Source organism: Micromonospora sp. NPDC047812 (assembly GCF_040704175.1).
Taxonomy (GTDB): domain Bacteria; phylum Actinomycetota; class Actinomycetes; order Mycobacteriales; family Micromonosporaceae; genus Micromonospora.
This window is the reverse complement of the sequence record NZ_JBEYRY010000001.1, coordinates 22,284-43,961: the sequence shown is the minus strand read 5'-3', so window position 1 is coordinate 43,961 and position 21,678 is coordinate 22,284. Positions and strand designations below refer to the sequence as shown.

Here is a 21,678-nt window from a genome sequence, read left to right as displayed (position 1 = left end):
TGCTGCCCGCCAGGCGACCGGCGGCCCCGCCGACCCCGGCCGGCGGCTCAGCCGAGCCGGCGACCGAAGCGGCCGAACCGCTTGTCGAGCGCGACGATGGCGGAGACCACGACGGCGATGCCCAGGATCCGCAGCCACGCCTGCCCGTCGATGGGCGCGGTGCGGAACAGGTCGTTCATCACCGGCAGGTAGGTCAGGGCGAGCTGACCGAGGGCCTGCACCAGCACCCCGACGATCAGCCAGCGGTTGCTGAACAGGCCCAGGCGCCAGGGCGAGCGGGTCAGGGAGCGGCAGCTGAACAGGTAGAACGCCATCACGGTGACGAAGAGGTTCACCGCGGCGGTGCGCGCCTGCGCCAGGTCGGCCCCGCCGGAACGCTCCCACTCGAACAGCCACCAGGCGCCCACCACCAGCAGCGCGGAGACCAGCAGCACCCGGACCACCAGCGCGACGGTCAGCAGGGGCTGACCCGGGTCGCGGGGCGGGCGGTCCATGATCCCGGGCTCCCTCGGCTCGAAGGCGAGCGTCAGGCCGAGGAACACCGCCGTGGTCATGTTGATCCAGAGGATCTGGCTGGGCAGGATCGGCAGCGCCGAGCCGAGCACGATCGCGACGAGGATGACCAGCCCCTCCGCCGCGTTGGTGGGCAGCGTCCAGGTGATGAACTTGGTCAGGTTGGCGAAGACGCCGCGCCCCTCCGCGACGGCCGTCTCGATGGTGGCGAAGTCGTCGTCGGTCAGCACGACGTCGGCCGCCTCCTTGGCCACCTCGGTGCCGCTGCGACCCATGGCCACCCCGATGTTGGCCTGGCGCAACGCGGGGGCGTCGTTGACCCCGTCGCCGGTCATCGCGACCACCTGGCCGTCGGCCTGCAACGCCTCCACCAGCCGCAGCTTCTGTTCGGGCGAGACCCGGGCGAACACCGACGCCTGGCGTACCGCCGCGGGCAGCTCCCCGGCGGGCAGCGCCGCCAGGTCGGCGCCGGTCAGCACGTCGCCGGGGCCGGGCTCGGTACGCAGCAGCCCGAGCCGACGCGCGATGGCGCTGGCGGTGGCCAGGTGGTCCCCGGTGATCATCTTCACGTCGATCCCCGCGCGGTGGCAGGACCGGACGGCCGCCGCGGCGGCGGCCCGGGGCGGATCGAGCATCGCGTGCAGCCCGGTGAAGACCAGGGTGCCGGCCAGTTCCTCCTCCACGAGCCCGTCCGCCGGGCCGACCGGCCGCATCGCGGTGGCGAGCACCCGCAGCCCCTCGGCGGCCAGTTCGTGGGCGGCGGCCAGCACGGCCGGGGCGTCGAGCGGTCCCGTCGAGCCGTCGGGACACGCCGCCGAGCCGGACCACTCGACCACCCGCTCCACGGCCCCCTTGACCAGCACGATCCGCCCGCCGTCGGGGCGCTCGTGCAGGGTCGCCATGAACTGCCGCTCCGAGGTGAACGGGACGGCGGCCACCCGGGGCAGCTCCGCGGCGACCTCGTGCGCGTGCAGCCCCACCTTGGCGCCCGCCACCAGCATCGCCCCCTCGGTGGGGTCGCCCAGCACGACCCACCGCCCGTCCTGCTCGTCCAGCCGGGCGTCGTTGCAGCCCACGCCGGCGAGCAGCGACCAGCGCAGCGCGCCCTCCCCCGTCGGGGCCGGGCCACCCCCGGGGTCCCGGATCTCGCCGGTCGGGGCGTAGCCGGTCCCGCCCACCTCGTAGCGGCCCTGCGGCGTCCAGAGCACCTGGACCGTCATCTGGTTCTCGGTGAGGGTGCCGGTCTTGTCGGTGCAGATCACGGTGGTGCTGCCCAGCGTCTCCACCGCCGGCAGCCGCCGGATCACCGCCCGGCGGCGGGCCATCCGGGACACGCCGATCGCCAGGGTGACCGTCACGGCGGCGGGCAGCCCCTCCGGGATCGCGCCGACGGCCAGCGCCACGGCGGCGGTGAACGTCTCGCCGGCGTCCTGCCCCCGTACCACGCCGATGCCGAAGGTCACCGCGGCGAGGAGCAGGATCGCCACGGTGAGCAGGCGGCTGAACCGGGCGAGCTTGACCGTCAGCGGCGTGTCCAGCACCTCCGCGCCGCCGACCAGGCGGTGGATCCGGCCCAGTTCCGTCTCCGCCCCGGTGGCGACCGCGACGCCGACCGCCGTACCGCCGGTGAGCAGGGTGCCGGAGTAGAGCAGGTTGCGGCGGTCGGCCACCGGCGTCTCGGCCGGTACGACCAGCTCGTCCTTGCGTACGGGCAGCGACTCGCCGGTCAGCGCCGACTCGTCGGCCCGCAGTTCGGCGGCGCGGACCAGCCGCAGGTCGGCGGGCACCTTCTCCCCCGCCTCCATCAGCACCAGGTCCCCGGGGACCACGTCGTCCGACGGCACGTGGCGCTGCCGGCCGCCGCGCAGCACCCGGGCCTGCGTACGCACCATCGCCCGCAACGCGTCGAGGGCCGCCTCCGCGCGGGACTCCTGGAGGAAGCCGACGACGGCGTTGACGAGCACCACCCCGAAGATCACCGCCGAGTCGACGTACTCGGCGAGCAGCAGGGTGACCATGCCGGCGGCGACCAGCACGTAGATCAGCGGGTTGTGGAACTGCCGCAGCAGGCGACGGAGGGCCCCGCCCCCGGCCGCGCGGGGCAGCACGTTGGGCCCGTACCGCTGGAGCCGGGCCGCCGCCTCCTCGTCGGTCAGCCCCTGCCCGGTGTCGGTGCCGAGCAGCAACACGACCTCGTGCACGGCGAGCGCGTGGTGGTCGCCCTCGGACGTCCTGGCCGGCATCGGCACACTCCTGTTCCGCACGGGGACGGCCGCACCGGGTACCCGGGGAGAGCGTCTCCATCGTCGCAGGCCGGCGCGGGGCCCGTGGGTCGTTCCGGGCGGCGACCGGAGAAACGGCGAGGGCCGGGAACCGTGTCGCGGTTCCCGGCCCTCGCGCGGACGGAGGTCAGCTCACTTGCGCTTGCGGATCTCCTCCGCGGCCTGCGGGACGATCTTGAACAGGTCGCCCACCACGCCGAAGTCGGCCAGCTCGAAGATCGGCGCCTCGCCGTCCTTGTTGACCGCGACGATCGTCTTCGAGGTCTGCATGCCGGCCCGGTGCTGGATGGCACCGGAGATGCCGAGGGCGACGTAGAGCTGCGGGGAGACCGTCTTGCCGGTCTGACCCACCTGGAACTGGTGCGGGTAGTAGCCCGAGTCGACGGCCGCGCGCGACGCCCCGACGGCGCCGCCGAGCAGGTCGGCCAGCTCCTCGACCAGCTTGAAGTTGTCGGCGTTGCCGACACCACGACCACCCGAGACCACGATGCCGGCCTCGGTCAGCTCCGGGCGGGAGCCCTTCTGCTCGGCGACCCGGTCGACGACCTTGGCCAGCTTGTCGGTGTCCGTGACCGCGACGGTGAGCTGCTCCACGGCAGGGGTGGCCGCCGCCGGGGTCGGGTTGACCGAGTTCGGCCGGACGGTGACCAGCGGCAGGCCGCGGGTGACCTTCGACTTGACGATCGTGGAACCGGCGAAGGCCACCTGCGTGGCGGTGCCGTCGGCGGCCAGACCGACCACGTCGGTCAGGATGCCGTTGTCCAGCTTGACCGCCAGCCGGGCGGCGATCTCCTTGCCCTCCTGCGACGAGGCCAGCAGCACCGCGGCCGGCTGTACCCGCGAGACCAACTCGGCCACGACGGTCGCCTTGGGGGCGACCAGGTAGCCGTCGATCTCCTCGCTCTCGGCCGCGTAGATCTTCTCCGCGCCGTACTCGCCCAGCCTGGCGCTCAGCGCCTCGGCGGCGCCGGGGCCGCCGAGCACGACCGCGCTCGGGGTGCCCAGCTCGCGGGCGAGGGTGAGCATCTCCAGGGTGACCTTCTTGACGCCGAATTCCCGGGTGGCTTCGACGACGACGAGAACCTCAGACATGTCCAGACCCCTCACACGAACTTTTCGGTGGCGAGGAACTCGACCAGCTTGACGCCGCCGTCGCCCTCGTCGGTGATCTTCGCGCCGCCGGAGCGCGGCGGGCGCTTGGTGTGCTCCAGCACGGCGCTGGTCGCGCCCTCGAAACCCACCTCGGCCGCAGCGACCCCGAGATCGGCCAGCGACAGCGTCTGCACCGGCTTCTTCTTCGCGGCCATGATGCCCTTGAACGACGGGTAACGCGGCTCGTTGATCGTGTCCCAGACGGAGACCACGGCGGGCGTGGTGGCGGTGACCACCTCGTAGCCCTCCTCGGTCTGCCGCTCGACGGTCAGGGTCGAGCCGTCGACGGTGAGCTTGCGGGCGCCCGTCAGCGCCGCGATGCCCAACCGCTCGGCGAGCATGTGCGGCATCACCTGCACCCGACCGTCGGTCGACTCGCTGCCGCAGAGCACCAGGTCGGCGTTCAACTGGCCGAGGGCGGCGGCGAGGACCTTCGACGTGGCGACGGCACAGGACCCGTGCAGGGCGTCGTCCAGCACGTGCACGGCCTTGTCCGGGCCCATGGAGAGCGCCTTACGGATCGACTCGGTCGCCCGGTCCGGACCCATCGTCAGGACCGTCACCTCACCCCCGTGCGCCTCCTTGATCTTCAACGCCTCCTCGATGGCGTACTCGTCCATCTCGTTGATGACGTTGTTCGCCGAACCGCGGTCGACGGTGTTGTCGTCAGCACGCAGGCTGCGGTCCGCGCCCGAATCGGGCACCTGCTTGACGAGTACGACGATGTTCATCGCGCTTCGACGACCCTCCTGTTGGTGTTGCGATCGCTCGCCCGGTCTGGGGCGCAGCCTCGCGCTTCCGTTGACGCCGGTCAACCGCGCGGTGCTGTGCAGTTGCCCACGGCGCAATGTTACCTGCCAGTAGCATCCGCCTCCGGCGCCCTCAGGGTGACACAGCTCACCGACGGCCCTGCGGGCGGGTAATCTGGCGAAACAGGAGGTGTCACGAAATGTCAGAAAAAGCCAAATCCGGCCGTGCCGACGTCCCGCGGCACCGCTGCCGCCGGACGCGACCCGAGGCGTACCGGTGCGCCTGCGGCCGGCTCCGCGACCGGTGCGTGCGGGCCACCGTCCGGGCGCTCTGGTCGCCGGAGCGGCTCACGCCGGCTGATCCAGCGCGTCCCTGATCCGCGCGATGGCCGCCGCCTCCGCCGGGGCCACCCCCCGGTGCGCGCCGGCCACCCGCTCGGCCGCGGACAGCACCACCTCGCGGTAGCCCGCCACGTCCCGGGGCGACTTCTCGCGCAGGATCCGCACGGACCGCCCCAACGCCGGCAGCACCACCGACTCGATCTCCAGCGCCGAGTCCTTGGGCAGCTTCGGCAACGGACCGCTGGTCAGCGCCTCCTTCACCACCCCGCTGCTGTCGGCCATCGCGCCGGAGGCGGCGAAGCTCTCCCGGAACAGGGCGAGCATCCCCGGGTCCGCGTTGGCCACCAGGAACACCGCCCCGAACGCGCCCGTCTTGAGGGTCAGCCGCTCGTCTTCCGTCAACCGCTGTTCCATGATCACGGAGTGTAGACGTACGGGGTGGTGGTGGTGACCGGGACGAGACCGAGCCGCTGAAGGATCGGCCGGCTGTCGTCGGAGGCGTCCACCTGGAGCAGCGTCCGGTCGCGCTGGGCCGCCAGCCGGGCCCGATGGTTGACCAGCGCCCGGTAGATGCCCCGGCGACGCCACGGCGCCAGCGTCGAACCGCCCCACAACGTGGCGAACCCCGTCCCCGGCACGTACCGCACCCAACCCGCGCTGACCACCTCGTCGCCCGCCTCGGCCACCACCACGGTGATCGACTGCGGGTCGGCGGCGATCTCCTTCTCCAGGCCGGTCGCCAGGTGGCCGCGGTCGGAGTTCCAGACCGCCTCCTCCATCGCCACGATCCGGTCCAGGTCCGCCCGGGCGGTCACCTCGCGCAGGCGTACGCCCTCGGGGACGACCGGGAGCGCGGCGGCGAGCGGCGCGACCGGCCCGATCACCACGGTCTCCCGCTCCTCCGGGACGAATCCCGCCGCGCGCAACCGGTCCGGCAGGTCCGCCGGCTCGTCGTGGCCGTGCAGCTTCCACTCGACCGACTCGCCGCGCGCCCGGAAGATCTGCACCTGCCGGGCGATCAGCTCGTCCAGCGCCGCGCCGGTCAGCCCGCCCAGGTCCCGGTAGGTGAGGAAGCCGCCGTGGTCGAGGCCGAGGATGCGGATCAGCGGGCCGTCCCGTTCCACCGCCACCCCGGCCGGCAACGGGTCGGGCACCAACGCCCGCAACTGTTCGTCGTACGCGTTCCGCAGCGTGGTCACGTCAAGATCCGTCACCGCTCCAGGCTACGACCGGACGGAAACGGATAATAGCCACGTGTGGCAGGCGATCAGGCGATGGTTCGACCCGCGCGAACTGCGCTCGGTCGGCAGCACCCCCGACTACCGCTTCTCGCTGGCCAACGAGCGGACCTTCCTGGCCTGGCTGCGTACCGGGCTGGCGCTGGTCGCGGGCGGACTGGCCGCCGCGCAGTTCCTGCCGCCCCTGCCGCTGGCGCACCTGCGCGAGGTGATCGCCGTCGCGCTGCTGCTGCTCGGCGGCACGGTCGCCGTGCGGGCGGTCGACCACTGGGCGCGTACGGAGCGGGCCATCCGGCTCGGCGAGGAGCTGCCCGCCTCCCGCTTCCCGGCGGTGCTCGCCCTCGCCGTCGGTCTCGGCGCGCTGCTGCTGGTCGCGGCGGTGCTGGCCCGGGCGGTCGGCGGCCCGTGAGCCACCAGGCGGAGCCGCCACGGCGGGACCGGCCGGCGCGCGACCCGGGACTGCAACCCGAGCGGACCCGGCTGGCCTGGCGGCGTACGGCGCTGGCGCTCACCGTGATCATGGTGCTGACCGTGCGGCTCGCGCTCACCGGCCCGTCCGCCGGCGGGACGTTCGGCGCGCTGGTCGCCGGGGTCGCCGTGCTGGGCTGGGGCGCGGCGCTGACGCTCTGCTGGCGGCGGGCCACCGGCAGCGGTCCACCCCCCGGCTACGGGCGGTCGCTGCCCCTGGTCGCCCTCGCCACCGTCGGCTTCGCGCTGCTCGGCACCCTCCTGGCGGCGCGTGGACTGGGTTGACGGGAGCCGGTAGGCCATCATTGACCCATGGCCCGGCTCTACGTCCTCCTCTTCGTCGCGCAGATCGTCCTCGCCGTCTGCGCGCTGATCAGCTGCCTCTCCGCCGAGGAGGGCGAGATCAAAGCCCTGCCCCGGATCGCCTGGGTGCTGATCATCCTGTTCTTCCCGCTGCTCGGCTCCCTCGCCTGGTTCGCCGCGGGTCGCGAGCGCGTCCCCGGGCGAGCCGCCGGCGGAGCGCCGAAGGGCCGGGTCCTGCCGCCCCGGGAGCGGCCCCGCCCGGTCGCCCCCGACGACGACCCCGAGTTCCTCCGCTCGCTGGGCGAGCGCTCCCGGCGGGAGGACGGGGAGCTGTTCCGCCGCTGGGAGGAGGACCTGCGCCGCCGCGAGGACGAGATGCGCCGGCGCGACGGCGAGCCGCCGCGTGAGGAGGACCGGCCCGAGGGGTCCACGCCCGGCGCCTGAATCCCCACCGCCGTCGCCGGCCTCCCGGCGACGGCGGCGGGCTGGGACTCAGGCCAGGTTCGACGAGCGGGGGTACGCGTCCGCCGGGTCGGTGAGCACGTTGACCAGGTACGGCACGCCGGCGTCGAACGCCCGCCGCAGGGCCGGCCCGAGGTCGCCGGCCTTCGCCACCGTCTCGCCGGCTCCACCCAGGGCGCTCACGACGTGGTCGTAGCGCAGCTCCGGCTGGAGGTCGGCGGCGACGTCGTAGCCGTACATGGCGCGCATGGGGTGCTTCTCCAGGCCCCAGATGCCGTTGTTGCCGACCACGATCACCACCGGCAGCTTCTGCCGGGCCAGGGACTCCACGTCCATCAGCGAGAAGCCGGCCGCGCCGTCGCCCATGAGGACGCAGATCTGCCGGTCGGGGTGGCTGACGCGGGCGCCCATCGCGTAGCCCATGCCGGTGCCGAGGCAGCCGTACGGGCCGGGGTCGAGCCAGGTGCCGGGCTGCGCGGGCTCCAGGTAGCGGCCGGCGTACGAGACGAAGTCGCCGCCGTCGCCGATGGTGATGGCGTCGCGGGCCAGGACCTTGCGCAGCTCGCCGTAGACCCGGGCGGGCCGGATCGGGTCCGTCTCGGCGGACATCTCCTCGGCGTCGCGGGCCTTCGCGGCGTCCTCGGCGGTACGCAGCTCGGCGATCCAGTCGGCGTGGTCGGCCCGGTCGCCCGGGTGGTCGGCCAGCGCGGTGAGGATCAGCCGGAGGTCGCCGGCGGGGGCGGCGGCCGGCTGCACGTGCGCGGCCCGCTGGCTGGGCGCGTCGACGACGTGCACCACCCGGGCGTCGCCGAAGTCGCCGAAGCTGAGCCGGAAGTCGAGCGGGGTGCCGATCACCACGACCACGTCGGCGCCCCTGAGCGCCACGCGACGGGCCTTGGCGAAGGCGAGCGGGTGCTCCGGCGGCAGCGCGCCCCGGCCCATCCCGTTGGTGAAGACCGGCACCTGGAGCGACTCGGCGGCGGCCCGCAGGGCGTCGACCGCGTCCCCGGCGTAGACGTCGGAGCCGGCGATGATCACCGGACGGCTCGCGGCGGCGATCAGGCCGGCCGCCTTCGTCACCTCGGCGGGGTCGGGCTCGACCGGCGCGATGCCCGGCAGCGCGGGCAGCTCGGCGTCGGAGACCGAGAAGACCGCCTCCAGCGGGAAGTCGAGGAAGACCGGGCCCCGGTGCGGGGTGAGCGCGGTGGTCAGCGCCGCGGTCACCGCGCGCGGGATGTCGTCGGGGCTGAACACCGTCTCGGCGTGCTTGGTCACCGGGGCGACCAGCGGCAGGTGGTCCATCTCCTGGAGGCTGCCCGCGCCCCAGCGGAACTGCGGGGCCCGGCCGCCCAGCACCAGCACCGGCGAGGCGTTGAAGTACGCGCTGGTCAGCCCCGAGATGCCGTTGGTGACGCCGGGGCCGGCGGTGAGCACGGCGAGGCCGGGTCGGCGCTGGAGCTTCGCCACCGCCTCGGCGGCGAAGACCGCCGACTGCTCGTGCCGCACGTCGTAGATGGGGAAGCCGGTCTTGTGCGCGGCGTCGTAGAGCGGAAAGACGTGCCCGCCGGAGAGGGTGAACATCTCCCGCACCCCGTACGCGCGCAGCGCCGCGAGCGCGAGCTCCCCGCCGTGACCTTCGATCCGCTCCGTCATCGCCGCTCTTCCCTTCGTCCGCATGGCCGGAGTCACACGCTACTCACCGGTAGGGGGAATGTGAACACTTCTCGGCTCGGCGCCTGGGCCGGCGGGCCGCCCCGCCGGCCCGGGCCGGTCAACGACCGGTGAAGTCCGGCTTGCGCTTCGCCACGAACGCCGCCATGCCCTCGCGCCGGTCGTCGGTGGCGAACAGCGCCGCGAAGAGCTGGCTCTCCCAGGCCAGACCGGAGTTCAGGTCCATGTCGAGACCGGCGTCGACGGCGAGCTTGGCGGCGCGCAGGGCCTGCGCCGGACCGGTGAGGTACGGGCGGACCAGCTCGACCGCGGTGTCGTAGACCTCGGCCGCCGGGGCGACCCGGTCGGCCAGGCCGATCCGCAGGGCCTCCTGGGCGTCGACCATCCGGCCGGACATGATCAGGTCCTTGGCGCGGGCCGGGCCGACGAGCCGGGCCAGCCGCTGGGTGCCGCCGGCGCCGGGGATGATGCCGAGCTTGATCTCCGGCTGCCCGAGCTTGGCGTCCTCGGCCACCACCCGCCAGTCGCACGCCAGCGCCAGCTCGCAGCCGCCGCCGAGGGCGTAGCCGGTGATCGCGGCCACGACCGGCTTCGGGATCCGGGAGATCGCGCCGAGCGCGCTGGACAGGCCGGCAGCCCGGTCCGCCATGTCCACGTAGGACATGTCGGCCATCTCCTTGATGTCCGCGCCGGCCGCGAAGACCTTCTCCCCGCCGTACACGATGACGGCGCGGACGCCCGGGTCGGCGGTGGCCGCCGCGGCGGCGGCGCGCAACTCCTCCTGCACCTGGGTGTTCAGGGCGTTCATCGGCGGCCGCTCCAGCCGGATGGTGCCGATGCCGTCCTTGGTCTCCAACCGCACGAACTCGCCCACGCTGGCCCTCACTTCCTCGTCGAAGTCGCGTGCCAACCTTACGGCCCGGATCGTTGGGGTAAGTAGTGTGGTGTCAGGCCCGCCACCGGGAGTACCGCCATGATCACGTACTACGACGACAGGTCCGTGCAGGTCACCTCGACCGCCGTCCGGGTGGACGGCCGGACCTTCCGGCTGGCCGACATCAGCATGGTCTGGCACCGGCGCGGCAGCCGGTCCTGGCGGGTGCTCGTCGGACGCGGCGCGATCGGCGCGGCGCTCGCCGGTCCCCTGGTCGCCGCCGCGCTCGGCATCGCGTTCGCGCTCTGGCTGGACCGCTCCCTGACCGTCACCATCGCCATCGTCGGCGCCTCGGTGCTGATCGGGCTCGCGGTCGGCCCGGTCGCCGACTTCCTCTTCGAGCACCTCGACCGCTCGTACGCCAGGGGCAGCCGGCAGTTGGAGATCTGGGCCCGCTGGCGCGGCCAGCCGGTGCGCCTGCTGTGCACCGGCGACGCGCTGCGCTTCGGCCAGATCTACCGGGCGGTGCAGCGGGCCGTCGAGGCCGGCCAGCCGGTGTCGCCCCGTCGCCGCTAGAACCCGATCGGCCCGTCCGGCAGCATGCCCAGGCCGCGCAGCAGTCCGAAGAGGTCCTGCTCGCCCCAGAACTGCACGATCCGGCCGTCGGCCAGCCGGTACATCTTGCACGCGCCCTGCACCGCCGTCGCGCCGGTGGCGTCCCGCCGGTAGGTCTGCGCCAGCGACACCACCACGCGGTCGCCGGCCGCGAAGATCTCGACGATCTCCTGGTCGAGCACGGTCAGCCCCGGCGAGGCGACGGCCCCCTCGACGTGGTGCCGCCCCCGGACCCCGGCACCAGAGCCGTAGATCAGCACGTCCTCGTCGACCACCGCGCGCAACTCCGCCAGGTCCTTGGTGACGAAGGTCCGCAGGTAGCGGCGGACCACCTCGACGTTGTGCTCCTGCTCCGTCATGGCCGGTCACGATACCGACCCGAACCGACTCGGACCGACCCCGGACCGGCCGGACGACGCGCTGGCGACGCGGGCCTTGAGACCCGTCGGCTCTCGAAAGCCACTCCGACGCCGTCGCGGTGGCGCTCCATCGCGGTTGCGGTGAGCTCCGGACCGAAGGCGGACGAGGCGCACCCGTCGCACGGCAGCGGCAGTACGCCTCGCGCGTTCTTTGGAGCTGATGACGTAGACGACTCAGCCGCTCCGGCCTACCGACGAGCGCCAGCGACCAACAGGGCGATGTCATAAACGATTCAGCTCCAAAGGGCCGACGCGACACCACCCGGTCCGGCACGGCCCCGCGCGGCAGTGGTTAGGCTTAGTGATGACCATCTATTACCGGGACGACGCGGTACAGGTGACGTCGGAGTCGATCCGGGCCGGGGGCCATGCCGTGGCGATCGCCGACGTGACGTACGTCTGGCACGCGCAGGGGCCGAAGACGCTGGCGGTACGGGGGCGGGTGCTGGGTCGCGGCGTCCTGGTCCTGCTCCTCTCGCTGCCTCCGCTGGTCGCGGTGGTCTGCGTGCTCTCGCTGGCCTGGTCGGCGCAGGACCGGGGCGAGTGGCAGCTGGCGCTGATCATCCTCGCCGGGTGCGTCGTCGGCGCGTTGGCCCTGGCCCCCTTCCTGGAGATCCCCCTCGGCTGGCTCGACCGCTCCTACGAGCGGGGCAGCAAGGTGCACGAGCTCTGGGTCCAGCACCACGGCCGGGAGGTGCTGCTGCTGCGCACCCCCGACGCGCTGCGGTTCGGGCAGATCTACCGGGCGGTGCAGCGCGCGGTGGAGCAGTACCCGGACTCCTGACCACGGGGCCCGCCGCCCTGTCCGGCGGTACGGGCGCGGGCGACGCACACTGGATGCCATGGTGATTCCCCTCCCCCGGCCCGCCGCGGTCGTCGGTCTGACCCGCTCCGCCCTCGACCAGGCCCTCGGCTCAGCCGCCTCGTTCGCCGCCGTGCCGGCCCGCGCGTTCGCCGTGCTGGACTCGGTGGAGGCCCTGCTGAAGCGGGTCGACGGCATGGTGGACCGCATCGACGGCGTGGTGGACCGGATCGAGCAGACCCTCGACCGCACCGACCGGGTGCTCACCGACGCCGAGGGCGCGGTGCGGGAGGTGGCGGTCATCAGCGCCGCCGCGACCACCGCGATCGAGACGGCCACCGAGGTGGCCGCCGCCGCGGCCGTCGTGGTCGGCGAGGCGGAGAAGGTGTCCCGGACGGCCGGCGCGGTGGTCGCCGAGGCCGACGCGGTGGCCGTACGGGCCGCCGGCACCGTGGGCACCGCCGCCGAGGCGGCGGCCACCGCCGCCGAGCTGCTGACGGCGTACGAGCCGGCGCTGCGCCGGGGCGCCCCGATGGCGAACCGCTTCGTCGAGCAGCTCAGCCACGAGGAGGTGAACGCCGCGATCCGGCTCGTCGACGAGCTGCCGAAGCTCAAGCAGCACCTGACGGCGGACATCCTGCCGATCCTGGCCACCCTGGACCGGGTCGGCCCGGACCTGCACGACCTGCTCGACGTCACCCGCGACCTGAAGCTCGCCGTCGCCGGCATCCCCGGGCTGGGCATGCTCCGCCGCCGGGGCGAAAGGCTCACCGACGACGTCGAGGCCTGACCGGGGCGCGCTCACGCCACGTCGGTGCACACGTCGTGCGTGCTGCCGCGCACCATCGTGATGGTCTTGTCGTACGTCGGGGTGAACTCCACCCGGAACACCCCGTCCACCAGCCACAGGCCGCGCGGCAGCGAACCGGCGTTCTCCCGGAACCCGAGCAGCACCGGCCCGACCACGTACCAGGTCATCGAGCCATCCGTGTCGTAGGTCACCAGGGAGGTGCCGCTGGCGTCCGCCAGGCTCGTCGCCCCGGTCTCCAGGTTGGTCACCCGGTTGACGAGCGCACCGGTGTACAACTCCCGCTTCGGCGCACCGTCCGGATACGTCTCCAGCACCAGCTTGCGGACCTCGTCCACGACGGGTCGGACGCGCACGGCGAAGTCGCAGCGCGCCCCGGCGGGCATCTCGAAGGCCTCCTGCGGCGCCGGCACCCAGCTGCCGAACCGGCTCGCCTCGGCGAGGGCGGCGGCGATCTCGGCAGGGGCGGCACCCTCGGGGCCCGGGGACGCGCCGGTGCCGGCGGCGGACGCCCCCGTCGCCGGGGTCGCGGCGAACACGGCGGCGGCCAGGAAGGTTCCGATGCTCGTTCTCCAACGCATGGTCACTCCAGCTCTTCTCGACGGTCGGTCGGACCAGGATCGCCGGCGTGGCTGACCAGTTCCTTACCGCCGGGCCCGTGGTCACACCACCGTTCGTCGCCGCCCCGTCCCGCAGGTGCCCGGGAGGTCACCAGCGGCTCACCGGGCCGACAACCCCGGGGGCGGTCAGGTGGTATTAGCGGGTATGGACTTCCGACTGCTCGGACCCTTCGAAGCGCGCCAGGACGGACAGCCGGTCGAGCTCGGCAGCCGCCGTCAGGAGCGGTGCATCCTCGGCGTCCTCCTGCTCGAACCAGGTCACCTGGTCGGCACCGACCGGCTGATCGACCTGCTCTGGCACGGCCAGCCGCCCGCCTCGGCCCGCGGCGCGGTGCACACCTACATCGGCCGGCTCCGGGCGGCGCTGTCGCCGCACCGGGTCCGGATCAGCACCCGGGGCGACGGCTACCTCGTGGAACCCGACGGGCACCGGGTCGACGTCGGCGAGTTCACCGGCCTCGTCCATCGGGCCGGCGGCGTCGCCGACCCGGCCGAGCGGGTACGGCTGCTCGACCGGGCACTGGGCCTCCGGCGGGGCCCGCTGCTCGCCGACACGGCCGACGACGAACTGCGCGCACGGCTCGACGGCCCGATCGAGGAGCTCCACCTCACCGGCGTCGAACTGCGGGCCGAGGCACGGCTGGCGCTGGGCCAGCAGGCCCGCGTGATCGCCGAGCTGACCCCGCTGGCCCCCCGGTACCCCACCCGGGAACGGCTCGTCGCGGCGCTGATGACCGCGCTCTACCGGGCCGGCAGGCAGGCCGACGCGTTGCTGCTGTACCGCACGGCCCGGCGGATGCTGGTGGCCGATCTCGGCGTCGAGCCGGGGATGCGGCTGCGGGAGGTGCACCGGCGGATCCTCCACGACGACCACCGCCTCGACCGGCCCGACCGACCCGTCTACGAGGTACGGGTCCACGGCGAGAGCCTGCCGTGGAGCGTGGGTGGGCATCCGGCGTTGGAGTTCTGCAACACCTTCGCCGGCTGGGGACACGAGCCGCCGCTGCCCGGATCGGAGTGGCTACGCGGATACCGGACCCTGGCGGTCTGGGCCGGGCACGTGGGGCTGGCCGACGACGTCGCCGTGAGCAGGCTGCTCGTCCTCGCCCGGCGCAACCCCGGCGAGGCCGCCGCCGCGCTCGACGAGGCCCGCGCCCTCCGCGCCCGGCTGTACGCCTGCCTGACCGACCCGGACGACCGGCACGCGTTCGACGCCGTCGCGCGGGCCGCCGAGGCCGCCACCGGGACGCTGGTGCTCCGACGCGACACCGACGGCCGGGGGCGGTGGTGGACGGATCTCTCAGCCGGGCTGCGGCTACCCGTGCACGCCGCCGCCTGGAGCGCCGCCGCGCTGCTGGCCGACCCGCGTCGGCTGACCGTCCGCGCCTGCTCGGACGAGCGGTGCGGGTGGCTCTTCCTCGACGAGAGCGGCCTGCGCCGCTGGTGCAGCCTGGGCACCTGCGGGCGCCCGGCCGCGCAGGCGCCGTGCCGGAGCGCCTGACCCGTGGCCGGTCGGCCGGATCAGGCGGGGACGTACAGCTCGTCGATCTCGGCCCGGGTGGGCAGCGCCACGGAGGCGCCGAGCCGGCGGGCGCAGGCCGCCCCGGCCGCCGCCGCCCAGCGCACCGCGTCGACCACGTCCCGGCCCTCGCCCCAGGCCACCGCGAGCGCGGCGGTGAAGGCGTCCCCGGCGGCCGTGGAGTCCACCACGTCGACCTTGACCGCCGGCACGTGCACGGCGGTGCCGTCCCGGTCCCCGTACCAGGCGCCCTCCGCGCCGAGGGTGAGCACCGCCCGGGGCGCCAGGTCGAGCAGGGCCGACGGCTCGTCCCGGCCGCGCCCGGTGAGCGCCTGCGCCTCGGTCTCGTTGACCACCAGCAGGTCCGTCGCCGCCAGCAGCTCCGGCGGCACCGGCACGGCCGGGGCGGCGTTGAGCACCACCCGGGTGCCGGCCGCCCGGGCGGCAAGGGCCGCCTCGGTCACCGTCGCGACCGGGATCTCCAGCTGCGCGAGCAGCACGTCCGCGTCGCGTACGGCGGTCAGCTCCGGCTCGGTCAGGCCGGTCATCGAGGCGTTGGCACCCGGGCTGACCAGGATCGCGTTCTCGCCCTCGGCGTTCACCATCACCAGCGCCACCCCCGACGTGCCGTACGTCGTGCGGAGCTGGTCGGTGTCGACCCCGGCGGCGGTGATCCGCGCCCGCAGGGTGACGCCGAACGAGTCGGAGCCGATCGCCCCGAGGAAGGCGCAGGAGGCGCCGGCCCGGGCCGCGGCGACGGCCTGGTTGGCGCCCTTGCCGCCGGGCACCATGACGAAGTCGGTGCCGAGCAGGGTCTCCCCCGGGCGGGGCAGGGCGGGGGCGGTGCCCACCAGGTCCATGTTGGCGCTGCCCACCACGACGACCCTGGTCTGCCGCATCGCAAGCTCCCCGTCAGGCGGCGCGGGCGGTGAACCGGTCGCCGGAGCGCTGGACCACCAGCGGCAGCCCGAAGGTCTTGGAGAGGTTGTCCCCGGTGAGCGTGTCGTCGAGGAGCCCCTGCGCGACCACGCCGCCCTCGCGCAGCAGCAACGCGTGGGTGAAGCCGGGCGGGATCTCCTCCACGTGGTGGGTCACCAGCACCAGCGCCGGGGCGTCCGGGTCGTACGCCAGCTCGGCCAGCCGGGCGACCAGGTCCTCGCGCCCGCCCAGGTCGAGCCCGGCGGCCGGCTCGTCGAGCAGCAGCAGCTCCGGGTCCGTCATCAGCGCGCGGGCGATCTGCACCCGCTTGCGTTCCCCCTCCGACAGGGTGCCGTAGGTGCGCTCGGCGAGGCCCCCGATGCCGAGCTGGCCCAGCAGGGCGCGGGCCCGGGCCTCGTCGCTGCTGTCGTAGCTCTCCCGCCAGCGACCGACCACCGACCAGGCGGCCGTGACGACGACGTCGCTGACCCGCTCGTCGGCGGGTACCCGCTCGGCGAGCGCGGCGGTGGAGAGCCCGATGCGGGTGCGCAGCTCGTTGACGTCGGTGCGGCCGATCCGTTCGCCGAGCACGTGGGCGGTGCCGGTGGTCGGGTGCAGCCGCCCGGCGGCGAGGTTGAGCAGGGTCGTCTTTCCCGCGCCGTTCGGCCCGAGCACCACCCAGCGCTCGTCCAGCTCGACCCGCCAGTCGACGTCGTGCAGCAGTGCCGTGCCAGCCCGGCGTACGCCGACGCCGTCGAGGCTGACCACCAGATCCTCGTCCCCAGTCACCCGACCATCCAACCACGCAACGCCGGGGCTCCCCCCACGGGCGGCGTCCCGGCCATAGGGTGGGGCGCCGTGTCGTTGGTCACCACAACCGGAGGACGGTCCATGCCCGGTCGCAGCACGGAGCCGCGCGGATGAGCGCGGTCATCGAGATCGAGGGTCTGCGCAAGACCTTCCACAGCGTGCGGCAGGGCCGCCGGGTGGCGGTCGACGGCTTCGACCTGCTGGTGGAGGCCGGCCAGATCCACGGTTTCCTCGGCCCCAACGGGTCGGGCAAGACCACCACGCTGCGCGCCCTGCTCGGGCTGGTGCGGGCCGACGCGGGGCGGATGACGGTGCTGGGCGTCCCCTCGCCGGACGGGCTGCCCCTGGTGGCCGGGCGGGTCGGGGCCATCGTGGAGAGCCCGCAGTTCTTCGGCAACTTCACCGGCCACCGGACCCTGCGCCTGCTCGCCCGGGCCGGCGGCGTGCCGACCGCCCGGGTCGACGAGGTGCTGGAGCAGGTGGGCCTGCGGGACCGGGGCGACGAGCGGGTCAAGGGCTACTCGCTGGGCATGAAGCAGCGGCTGGCGGTGGCCTCCGCCCTGCTCAAGGACCCGGAACTGCTGATCCTGGACGAGCCGGCGAACGGGCTGGACCCGGCCGGCATCCGGGAGATGCGGGACCTGATGCGCTCGCTGGCGCAGGCCGGCGTGACCGTGCTCGTCTCCAGCCACATCCTGGCCGAGATCCAGCTGATCTGCGACCACGTGACGATCATCTCGCGGGGCCGGCGGGTGGCGGCCGGGCGCGTCGACGAGGTGCTGGCCGGCTTCGACCGGCACGAGCTGCTGGTGCGGGTGGACGATCCGGCACGGGCCGTGGAGCTGCTGACGGCGGCCGGGCTGGCGGCGACCGGGCACGACGACCACCTGGTGGTGGGCGACGTGGACGACGCCACCGAGGTCAGCCGCACCCTCGGCGAGGCGGGCCTGTGGGTACGCGAGCTGACGCCGCTGCGGCCCGACCTGGAGAGCGTCTTCCTCGAACTGACCGGCACGGCGGCGCACCCGGCGCTGCCCCGGCAGGTGGACGACTCGGTGCCGCCCGACGGCGGGCCCTCCGAACCGGTGATCGACCTCGACGTGCGGGGAGTGGACGCGTGAACCTGGTCCGTGCCGAACTGGAGCGTCTCGGCGCCCGGCGCTTCGTGCAGCTCATGCTCGTCCTGCTGGTGCTCGCGTTCGGCGTCACCGCGGCGACCACACTGGCGAGTTCCCACCGGCCCACCGCCCAGGAGATCTTCGACGCCCAGCGGGCCGCCGCCGCGGCGCGCGCCGACCTGGAGCGCACCCACCAGCTCTGCCTGGACCGGCAGCGCGGCGCCGTGCTGGCGGACGACGTGCGGGAGTACGTCCCCGACGACTGCAGCGAGGTCGACCCGGCCCAGATGGAGCGGGCGCCCGTGGCGGCCGACTTCCTCCACGGGGTGTTCACCTTCGCCGAGGAGGCCGCGGCGCTGCTCTACTTCCTCATCGCCTTCCTCGCGCTCTTCGGGTTCCTGGTCGGCGCCTCCTACATCGGCGCCGACCTGAACTCCGGCGGCGTGGTGAACCTGCTGCTCTGGCGTCCCCGGCGGATGACCGTGCTCGGCACCAAGCTGGGCACGCTGCTCGGCGGGACGGCGCTGCTGTCCGTGCTGGCCTCGGCGGCGTACCTCGGGACGTTCTGGCTGATCGCTGCGTTCGGCGGGCGGCCGGGGCGGCTCGACGGGGAGTTCTGGGGCTCGCTGGGCGCGACCTGGGGCCGCGGCATGCTGCTGGTGCTGCTGCTCACCGTGGTCGGCTTCGCCATCGCCACCCTGGGCCGGCACACCTCGGCGGCGCTCGGCGCGATCGCCGGCTACCTGGTGGTGTGGGAGCTGGGCGCCCGGCTGGTGATGGAGATCCTGGAAGTCGTCAAGGTGGACCGGTACATGCTCTCCAGCTACGCGGCGGCCCTGCTCAACGGCCGGGTCGAGTTCTGGGACTACCGGGCGTGCGCCACCGGGTCGACCGCCTCCTGCGACGGCCTCTACGTGGTGACCTGGCAGCCGGCGCTGGTGTTGCTGCTCGGGTTGACCGGCGCGCTGGCCGCCGCCGCCTTCGCGGCGTTCCGCCGCCGCGACCTGATGTGACGGCCGGCCGGGGACTCGGCAAGTCCTTGCAGTATCCGGGCCGGCGATGAAATATTCCTTCACATGACGCCCGGCCGCCATCGTCCCCGCCGACCCCGGTCGGCGGGGGCCGGCGCGCGGTCCGCGCCGGGAGGCGACCGACCCCGGTCAGCCGACGGTCGAGCCGAAGACCTCGTCGCGGACGGCGTCCAGGGCGGTACGCAGCGCACCCCGCAGGATCGGCTCCTCGGTCAGCCCCGTCGGCACGACCCGGGGGCGCACCAGGGTGATCGCCGCGACCTCGTGCTGCACGCGCTCGGCCAGCGCCGCCCCGCCGGCCTGGCCGACCTCGCCGGCGAGCACCACCAGCGGCGGGTCCAGCACCACGCACGTGCTCGCCACGCCCAGCGCCAGCCGGCGGGCCACCTCGTCGAGCATGGGACCGCCCGCCGTGCCGTCGGCCACCGCCGCCCGCACCGCCGTGGCCCCGCTGTCGTCCGGGTAGCCGTGCGCGCGGGCCAGCTCGCGGACCGCGTCCGCGCCGATCAGCTGCTGGAACGCCGGCTTCGCCCGGCGGGACACGTCGCGCGGGATGGGCGCGCCGGGCACCGGCAGGTAGCCGATCTCGCCGGCGGCGCCGCTGCTGCCGTGGTGCAGCCGCCCGCCCAGCACGATCGCCAGGCCGACGCCGGCGCCGACCCAGACCAGCACGAAGTCCGTCAGCCCCTGGGCCGCGCCCGACTGCGCCTCGGCGACCGCGGCCAGGTTCACGTCGTTCTCGAAGACCACCGGGGTGTGCAGGTCGTCGCGGAGCGCGGCGAGCAGACCGGTGTGCCAGCGGGGCAGGTTGAAGGCGAACGTGATGTCGCCCGTGCCGGGGTCGACGAGGCCCGGGGTGCCCAGCACGATCCGCCGTACGCTCGACAGCTTCGCCCCGGCGCTGCTCGCGGCCTGGACGACCGCGTTGTGCACGACCCCGACGGGGTCGTCGGTGTCCTGGGTCGACTGCTCGACCCGGCCGATCACCGCCCCGGTGATGTCCGCGCAGGCGGCCACCACCCGGTCGGCGCCGACGTCCACCCCGACCACGTGTGCGCTGCCGGGTCGCACGGCGTAGAGCTGGGCGTTGGGTCCCCGCCCGCCGGCCTGCTCGCCGACCCGGGTGACCAGGCCCCGCTCCTCCAGCCGCTCGACGAGCTGGGAGGCGGTGACCTTGGACAACCCGGTCAGCTCGCCGAGCCGGGCCCGGGTCAGCGGCCCCCGCTCCAGCAGCAGCTCCAACGCCGCGCGGTCGTTCAGCGCCCGCAACAGGCGGGGGGTGCCGGGCAGCCGGGTCGCACTCATGCCACGTCCTCTAGTTTTGGTAAACCTTGCTAACTGTAAACCGACCTGCGAGCGGGTAGCCGACAGCGTATCGGCCGCCCGTGAGCGGGGAGGTCGGCCGACCCGGTACGTCACCGACCCCCGCCGGTACGACTTCCGTGCCGCGGGGACGAAAGGGGAAGATCACGTGGGGCTGGATCCAGGACTGCGCCGGCTCGCGCTCGGCACGCTGCTCGCCGCGTACCCGGGGCCGGTTCCCCCGGGCTGGGCGGTCGACCTGGTCGCCGAGGGGCTCGCGGGGCACACCCTGTTCGGCACCAACGTCCACGACCCGGGGCAGGTGGCGGCGAGCACCGCCGCCCTGCGGGCCGGCCGCCCGGACGTGCTGATCGCGATCGACGAGGAGGGCGGCGACGTCACCCGGCTGGCGCACGCCACCGGCAGCCCGTACCCGGGCAACGCGGCGCTCGGCGCGATCGACGAGGTGGCGCTGACCCGCCGGGTCTACGAGGCCATCGGCGCGGAGCTGGCCGCCCTCGGCATCACCGTCAACCTCGCGCCGACCGTGGACGTCAACACCGCCGACGAGAACCCGGTGATCGGCACCCGCTCGTTCGGCGCCGACCCGGCCCGGGTCGCCGCGCACTCCGCCGCCGCCGTGACCGGTCTCCAGGCCGCCGGGGTCGCCGCCTGCGCCAAGCACTTCCCGGGGCACGGCGCGACGGTCGCCGACTCCCACCACGAGCTGCCCACCGTGGACGTGCCGCTCGACGTGCTGCGCCGGCGCGACCTGCCGCCGTTCGCCGCGGTCGTCGCGGCGGGCGCGCGGGCCGTGATGACCGCGCACATCCGGGTGCCCGCGCTGACCGGCGACGGCCCCGCCACCTTCAGCCGGGCGGTCCTGGTCGACCTGCTCCGCGGCGAGTACGACTTCACCGGCACGGTCATCACCGACGCGCTGGAGATGAAGGGCGCCGCGGTGGCGGCCGGCGGGATCGGCCCGGCCGCCGTCCGGGCCCTCGCCGCCGGCGCCGACCTGCTGTGCATCGGCGCCCAGGTCGACGCCGAACTGGTCGAGCGGGTGGTCGCGGAGATCGTCGGCGCGCTCGGCGACGGCCGCCTGGACCGGGCGCGGGTGGAGGAGGCGGCCGGCCGCGCCGCCGCGCTCGCCGCCTGGACCCGGGCCGCCGGCACGACGTCGACCGCCCCCGACGGACTCGGGTACGCGGCGGCGCGCCGCGCCGTCCGGGTGGAGGGGGAGCTGACCGGCCTGGACCGTCCGCTGGTCGTCCAACTGCACGCCGCGTCGACCATCGCCGAGGGGCGGGTGCCGTGGGGTCTCGGGCCGCACCTGGACGGCGCGGAGGAGCTGCGGGTGGTCGCCACCGAGACCGGGCCGGCCGCCCTGCGCCAGCTCGCCGGGGACCGGCCGATCGTGCTGGTCGGCCGCCACCTGCACCGGCTGCCGGGCGGGGCGGAGCTGGTGACCGCGCTGGCCGCCGAGCACCCGGTGACCGTGGTCGAGATGGGCTGGCCGTCGCGGTGGCGGCCGGCCGGCGTGCGGGCGTTCGTCACCACCTACGGCGCGAGCCACGCCTGCGGCCGCGCGGCCGCCGAGGTGCTCGGCCTGGCCGGCTGACGCCCACGGGTACGCGCCGTCAGGCGGCGGATCGCTCCCCC

Annotated in this window: 22 protein-coding genes; 10 read left to right on the top strand and 12 right to left on the bottom strand. The window is 74.4% G+C overall.

The features are described 5' to 3' along the window. Nucleotides 1-47: 47 nt before the first annotated feature. The 5 genes from AB0883_RS00220 to AB0883_RS00200 form a co-directional block, all read right to left on the bottom strand. Nucleotides 48-2,756: an HAD-IC family P-type ATPase gene (locus AB0883_RS00220; protein ID WP_366638217.1), complete on the bottom strand. Its 2,709-nt coding sequence runs from the start codon at nt 2,754-2,756 to the stop codon at nt 48-50. 171 nt (nt 2,757-2,927) lie between these two features. Further along, complete coding sequence (locus AB0883_RS00215; protein WP_366638216.1) at nt 2,928-3,887, bottom strand: electron transfer flavoprotein subunit alpha/FixB family protein; 960 nt, start codon at nt 3,885-3,887, stop codon at nt 2,928-2,930. A gap of 11 nt (nt 3,888-3,898) precedes the next feature. Continuing rightward, nucleotides 3,899-4,678 carry an electron transfer flavoprotein subunit beta/FixA family protein gene (locus AB0883_RS00210; protein ID WP_366638214.1) on the bottom strand — a complete coding sequence of 260 codons (780 nt, stop codon included), beginning with the start codon at nt 4,676-4,678 and terminating at the stop codon, nt 3,899-3,901. A gap of 366 nt (nt 4,679-5,044) precedes the next feature. Next, entirely contained in the window at nt 5,045-5,452 is a 408-nt protein-coding gene (locus tag AB0883_RS00205) for a hypothetical protein (RefSeq protein ID WP_121396205.1), read from the bottom strand. Nucleotides 5,453-5,454: 2 nt separating this feature from the next. Continuing rightward, complete coding sequence (locus AB0883_RS00200) at nt 5,455-6,252, bottom strand: GNAT family N-acetyltransferase (protein WP_366638212.1); 798 nt, start codon at nt 6,250-6,252, stop codon at nt 5,455-5,457. Between the two features lie 40 nt (nt 6,253-6,292). On the opposite strand from AB0883_RS00200, the gene AB0883_RS00195 reads away from it, so the two are divergent. Genes AB0883_RS00195 through AB0883_RS00185 form a run of 3 tightly spaced genes read left to right on the top strand, consistent with a single transcriptional unit; the run spans nt 6,293 to nt 7,491 of the window. Then, nucleotides 6,293-6,685, top strand: coding sequence for a DUF202 domain-containing protein (locus AB0883_RS00195; protein WP_366638211.1), 393 nt, complete (start codon nt 6,293-6,295; stop codon nt 6,683-6,685). Beyond that, a complete protein-coding gene (locus AB0883_RS00190) occupies nt 6,682-7,029 on the top strand; it encodes a DUF202 domain-containing protein (RefSeq protein ID WP_366638209.1) in 348 nt (115 codons plus the stop codon). Before AB0883_RS00195 ends, AB0883_RS00190 begins: the two co-directional genes overlap by 4 nt. A 27-nt stretch (nt 7,030-7,056) precedes the next feature. Next, nucleotides 7,057-7,491 (top strand): PLD nuclease N-terminal domain-containing protein, encoded by a 435-nt coding sequence (locus AB0883_RS00185; protein WP_366638207.1) that lies wholly within the window; start codon nt 7,057-7,059, stop codon nt 7,489-7,491. 48 nt (nt 7,492-7,539) lie between these two features. On the opposite strand, the gene AB0883_RS00180 is transcribed toward AB0883_RS00185, so the two are convergent. Together AB0883_RS00180 and AB0883_RS00175 are read right to left on the bottom strand one after the other, a co-directional pair. Then, a complete protein-coding gene (locus tag AB0883_RS00180) occupies nt 7,540-9,162 on the bottom strand; it encodes an acetolactate synthase (protein ID WP_366638205.1) in 1,623 nt (540 codons plus the stop codon). A gap of 118 nt (nt 9,163-9,280) precedes the next feature. Beyond that, a complete protein-coding gene (locus tag AB0883_RS00175; protein ID WP_366638203.1) occupies nt 9,281-10,054 on the bottom strand; it encodes an enoyl-CoA hydratase-related protein in 774 nt (257 codons plus the stop codon). 99 nt (nt 10,055-10,153) lie between these two features. Here AB0883_RS00175 and AB0883_RS00170 point away from each other — a divergent pair, with 99 nt between their 5' ends. Continuing rightward, nucleotides 10,154-10,630 carry a DUF6232 family protein gene (locus tag AB0883_RS00170; protein ID WP_121396212.1) on the top strand — a complete coding sequence of 159 codons (477 nt, stop codon included), beginning with the start codon at nt 10,154-10,156 and terminating at the stop codon, nt 10,628-10,630. On the opposite strand, the gene AB0883_RS00165 is transcribed toward AB0883_RS00170, so the two are convergent. Beyond that, nucleotides 10,627-11,028, bottom strand: coding sequence for a nuclear transport factor 2 family protein (locus AB0883_RS00165; protein ID WP_366638201.1), 402 nt, complete (start codon nt 11,026-11,028; stop codon nt 10,627-10,629). The two genes, AB0883_RS00170 and AB0883_RS00165, sit on opposite strands and share 4 nt — an antisense overlap. Before the next feature lie 364 nt (nt 11,029-11,392). On the opposite strand from AB0883_RS00165, the gene AB0883_RS00160 reads away from it, so the two are divergent. Both AB0883_RS00160 and AB0883_RS00155 read left to right on the top strand, forming a co-directional pair. Further along, complete coding sequence (locus tag AB0883_RS00160) at nt 11,393-11,872, top strand: DUF6232 family protein (protein WP_366638199.1); 480 nt, start codon at nt 11,393-11,395, stop codon at nt 11,870-11,872. A gap of 58 nt (nt 11,873-11,930) precedes the next feature. Further along, a complete protein-coding gene (locus tag AB0883_RS00155; protein WP_366638198.1) occupies nt 11,931-12,680 on the top strand; it encodes a hypothetical protein in 750 nt (249 codons plus the stop codon). Nucleotides 12,681-12,691: 11 nt separating this feature from the next. Here AB0883_RS00155 and AB0883_RS00150 read toward each other — a convergent pair whose 3' ends face one another. Next, complete coding sequence (locus tag AB0883_RS00150) at nt 12,692-13,279, bottom strand: hypothetical protein (protein ID WP_366638196.1); 588 nt, start codon at nt 13,277-13,279, stop codon at nt 12,692-12,694. Nucleotides 13,280-13,463: 184 nt separating this feature from the next. On the opposite strand from AB0883_RS00150, the gene AB0883_RS00145 reads away from it, so the two are divergent. Further along, nucleotides 13,464-14,819: a BTAD domain-containing putative transcriptional regulator gene (locus AB0883_RS00145; RefSeq protein WP_366638194.1), complete on the top strand. Its 1,356-nt coding sequence runs from the start codon at nt 13,464-13,466 to the stop codon at nt 14,817-14,819. Nucleotides 14,820-14,839: 20 nt separating this feature from the next. Here AB0883_RS00145 and AB0883_RS00140 read toward each other — a convergent pair whose 3' ends face one another. Together AB0883_RS00140 and AB0883_RS00135 are read right to left on the bottom strand one after the other, a co-directional pair. Further along, entirely contained in the window at nt 14,840-15,736 is an 897-nt protein-coding gene (locus AB0883_RS00140; protein WP_366638192.1) for a ribokinase, read from the bottom strand. 13 nt (nt 15,737-15,749) lie between these two features. Continuing rightward, complete coding sequence (locus tag AB0883_RS00135) at nt 15,750-16,544, bottom strand: ABC transporter ATP-binding protein (protein WP_233599637.1); 795 nt, start codon at nt 16,542-16,544, stop codon at nt 15,750-15,752. A 131-nt stretch (nt 16,545-16,675) separates the two neighbouring features. Between AB0883_RS00135 and AB0883_RS00130 the strand changes: the two genes are divergently transcribed. Together AB0883_RS00130 and AB0883_RS00125 are read left to right on the top strand one after the other, a co-directional pair. Further along, complete coding sequence (locus AB0883_RS00130; RefSeq protein ID WP_366638190.1) at nt 16,676-17,686, top strand: ATP-binding cassette domain-containing protein; 1,011 nt, start codon at nt 16,676-16,678, stop codon at nt 17,684-17,686. Beyond that, a complete protein-coding gene (locus AB0883_RS00125) occupies nt 17,683-18,696 on the top strand; it encodes an ABC transporter permease subunit (RefSeq protein ID WP_366638189.1) in 1,014 nt (337 codons plus the stop codon). The genes AB0883_RS00130 and AB0883_RS00125 overlap by 4 nt, the downstream gene beginning before the upstream one ends. A gap of 147 nt (nt 18,697-18,843) precedes the next feature. Here the strand turns inward: AB0883_RS00125 and AB0883_RS00120 are convergent, their stop codons facing one another. After that, nucleotides 18,844-20,019 carry an ROK family transcriptional regulator gene (locus AB0883_RS00120; protein ID WP_366638187.1) on the bottom strand — a complete coding sequence of 392 codons (1,176 nt, stop codon included), beginning with the start codon at nt 20,017-20,019 and terminating at the stop codon, nt 18,844-18,846. 166 nt (nt 20,020-20,185) lie between these two features. On the opposite strand from AB0883_RS00120, the gene AB0883_RS00115 reads away from it, so the two are divergent. Then, nucleotides 20,186-21,637, top strand: coding sequence for a glycoside hydrolase family 3 N-terminal domain-containing protein (locus tag AB0883_RS00115; RefSeq protein WP_366638185.1), 1,452 nt, complete (start codon nt 20,186-20,188; stop codon nt 21,635-21,637). The last annotated feature ends 41 nt before the right edge of the window (nt 21,638-21,678 follow it).

Coding starts and splice junctions, on each gene's coding strand:
- AB0883_RS00155 (WP_366638198.1), top strand. CDS start 11,931: ATGGTGATTCCCCTCCCCCGGCCCGCCGCGGTCGTCGGTCTGACCCGC.
- AB0883_RS00145 (WP_366638194.1), top strand. CDS start 13,464: ATGGACTTCCGACTGCTCGGACCCTTCGAAGCGCGCCAGGACGGACAG.
- AB0883_RS00170 (WP_121396212.1), top strand. CDS start 10,154: ATGATCACGTACTACGACGACAGGTCCGTGCAGGTCACCTCGACCGCC.
- AB0883_RS00120 (WP_366638187.1), bottom strand. CDS start 20,019: ATGAGTGCGACCCGGCTGCCCGGCACCCCCCGCCTGTTGCGGGCGCTG.
- AB0883_RS00220 (WP_366638217.1), bottom strand. CDS start 2,756: ATGCCGGCCAGGACGTCCGAGGGCGACCACCACGCGCTCGCCGTGCAC.
- AB0883_RS00130 (WP_366638190.1), top strand. CDS start 16,676: ATGAGCGCGGTCATCGAGATCGAGGGTCTGCGCAAGACCTTCCACAGC.
- AB0883_RS00185 (WP_366638207.1), top strand. CDS start 7,057: ATGGCCCGGCTCTACGTCCTCCTCTTCGTCGCGCAGATCGTCCTCGCC.
- AB0883_RS00140 (WP_366638192.1), bottom strand. CDS start 15,736: ATGCGGCAGACCAGGGTCGTCGTGGTGGGCAGCGCCAACATGGACCTG.
- AB0883_RS00160 (WP_366638199.1), top strand. CDS start 11,393: ATGACCATCTATTACCGGGACGACGCGGTACAGGTGACGTCGGAGTCG.
- AB0883_RS00150 (WP_366638196.1), bottom strand. CDS start 13,279: ATGCGTTGGAGAACGAGCATCGGAACCTTCCTGGCCGCCGCCGTGTTC.
- AB0883_RS00210 (WP_366638214.1), bottom strand. CDS start 4,678: ATGAACATCGTCGTACTCGTCAAGCAGGTGCCCGATTCGGGCGCGGAC.
- AB0883_RS00180 (WP_366638205.1), bottom strand. CDS start 9,162: ATGACGGAGCGGATCGAAGGTCACGGCGGGGAGCTCGCGCTCGCGGCG.
- AB0883_RS00205 (WP_121396205.1), bottom strand. CDS start 5,452: ATGGAACAGCGGTTGACGGAAGACGAGCGGCTGACCCTCAAGACGGGC.
- AB0883_RS00215 (WP_366638216.1), bottom strand. CDS start 3,887: ATGTCTGAGGTTCTCGTCGTCGTCGAAGCCACCCGGGAATTCGGCGTC.
- AB0883_RS00165 (WP_366638201.1), bottom strand. CDS start 11,028: ATGACGGAGCAGGAGCACAACGTCGAGGTGGTCCGCCGCTACCTGCGG.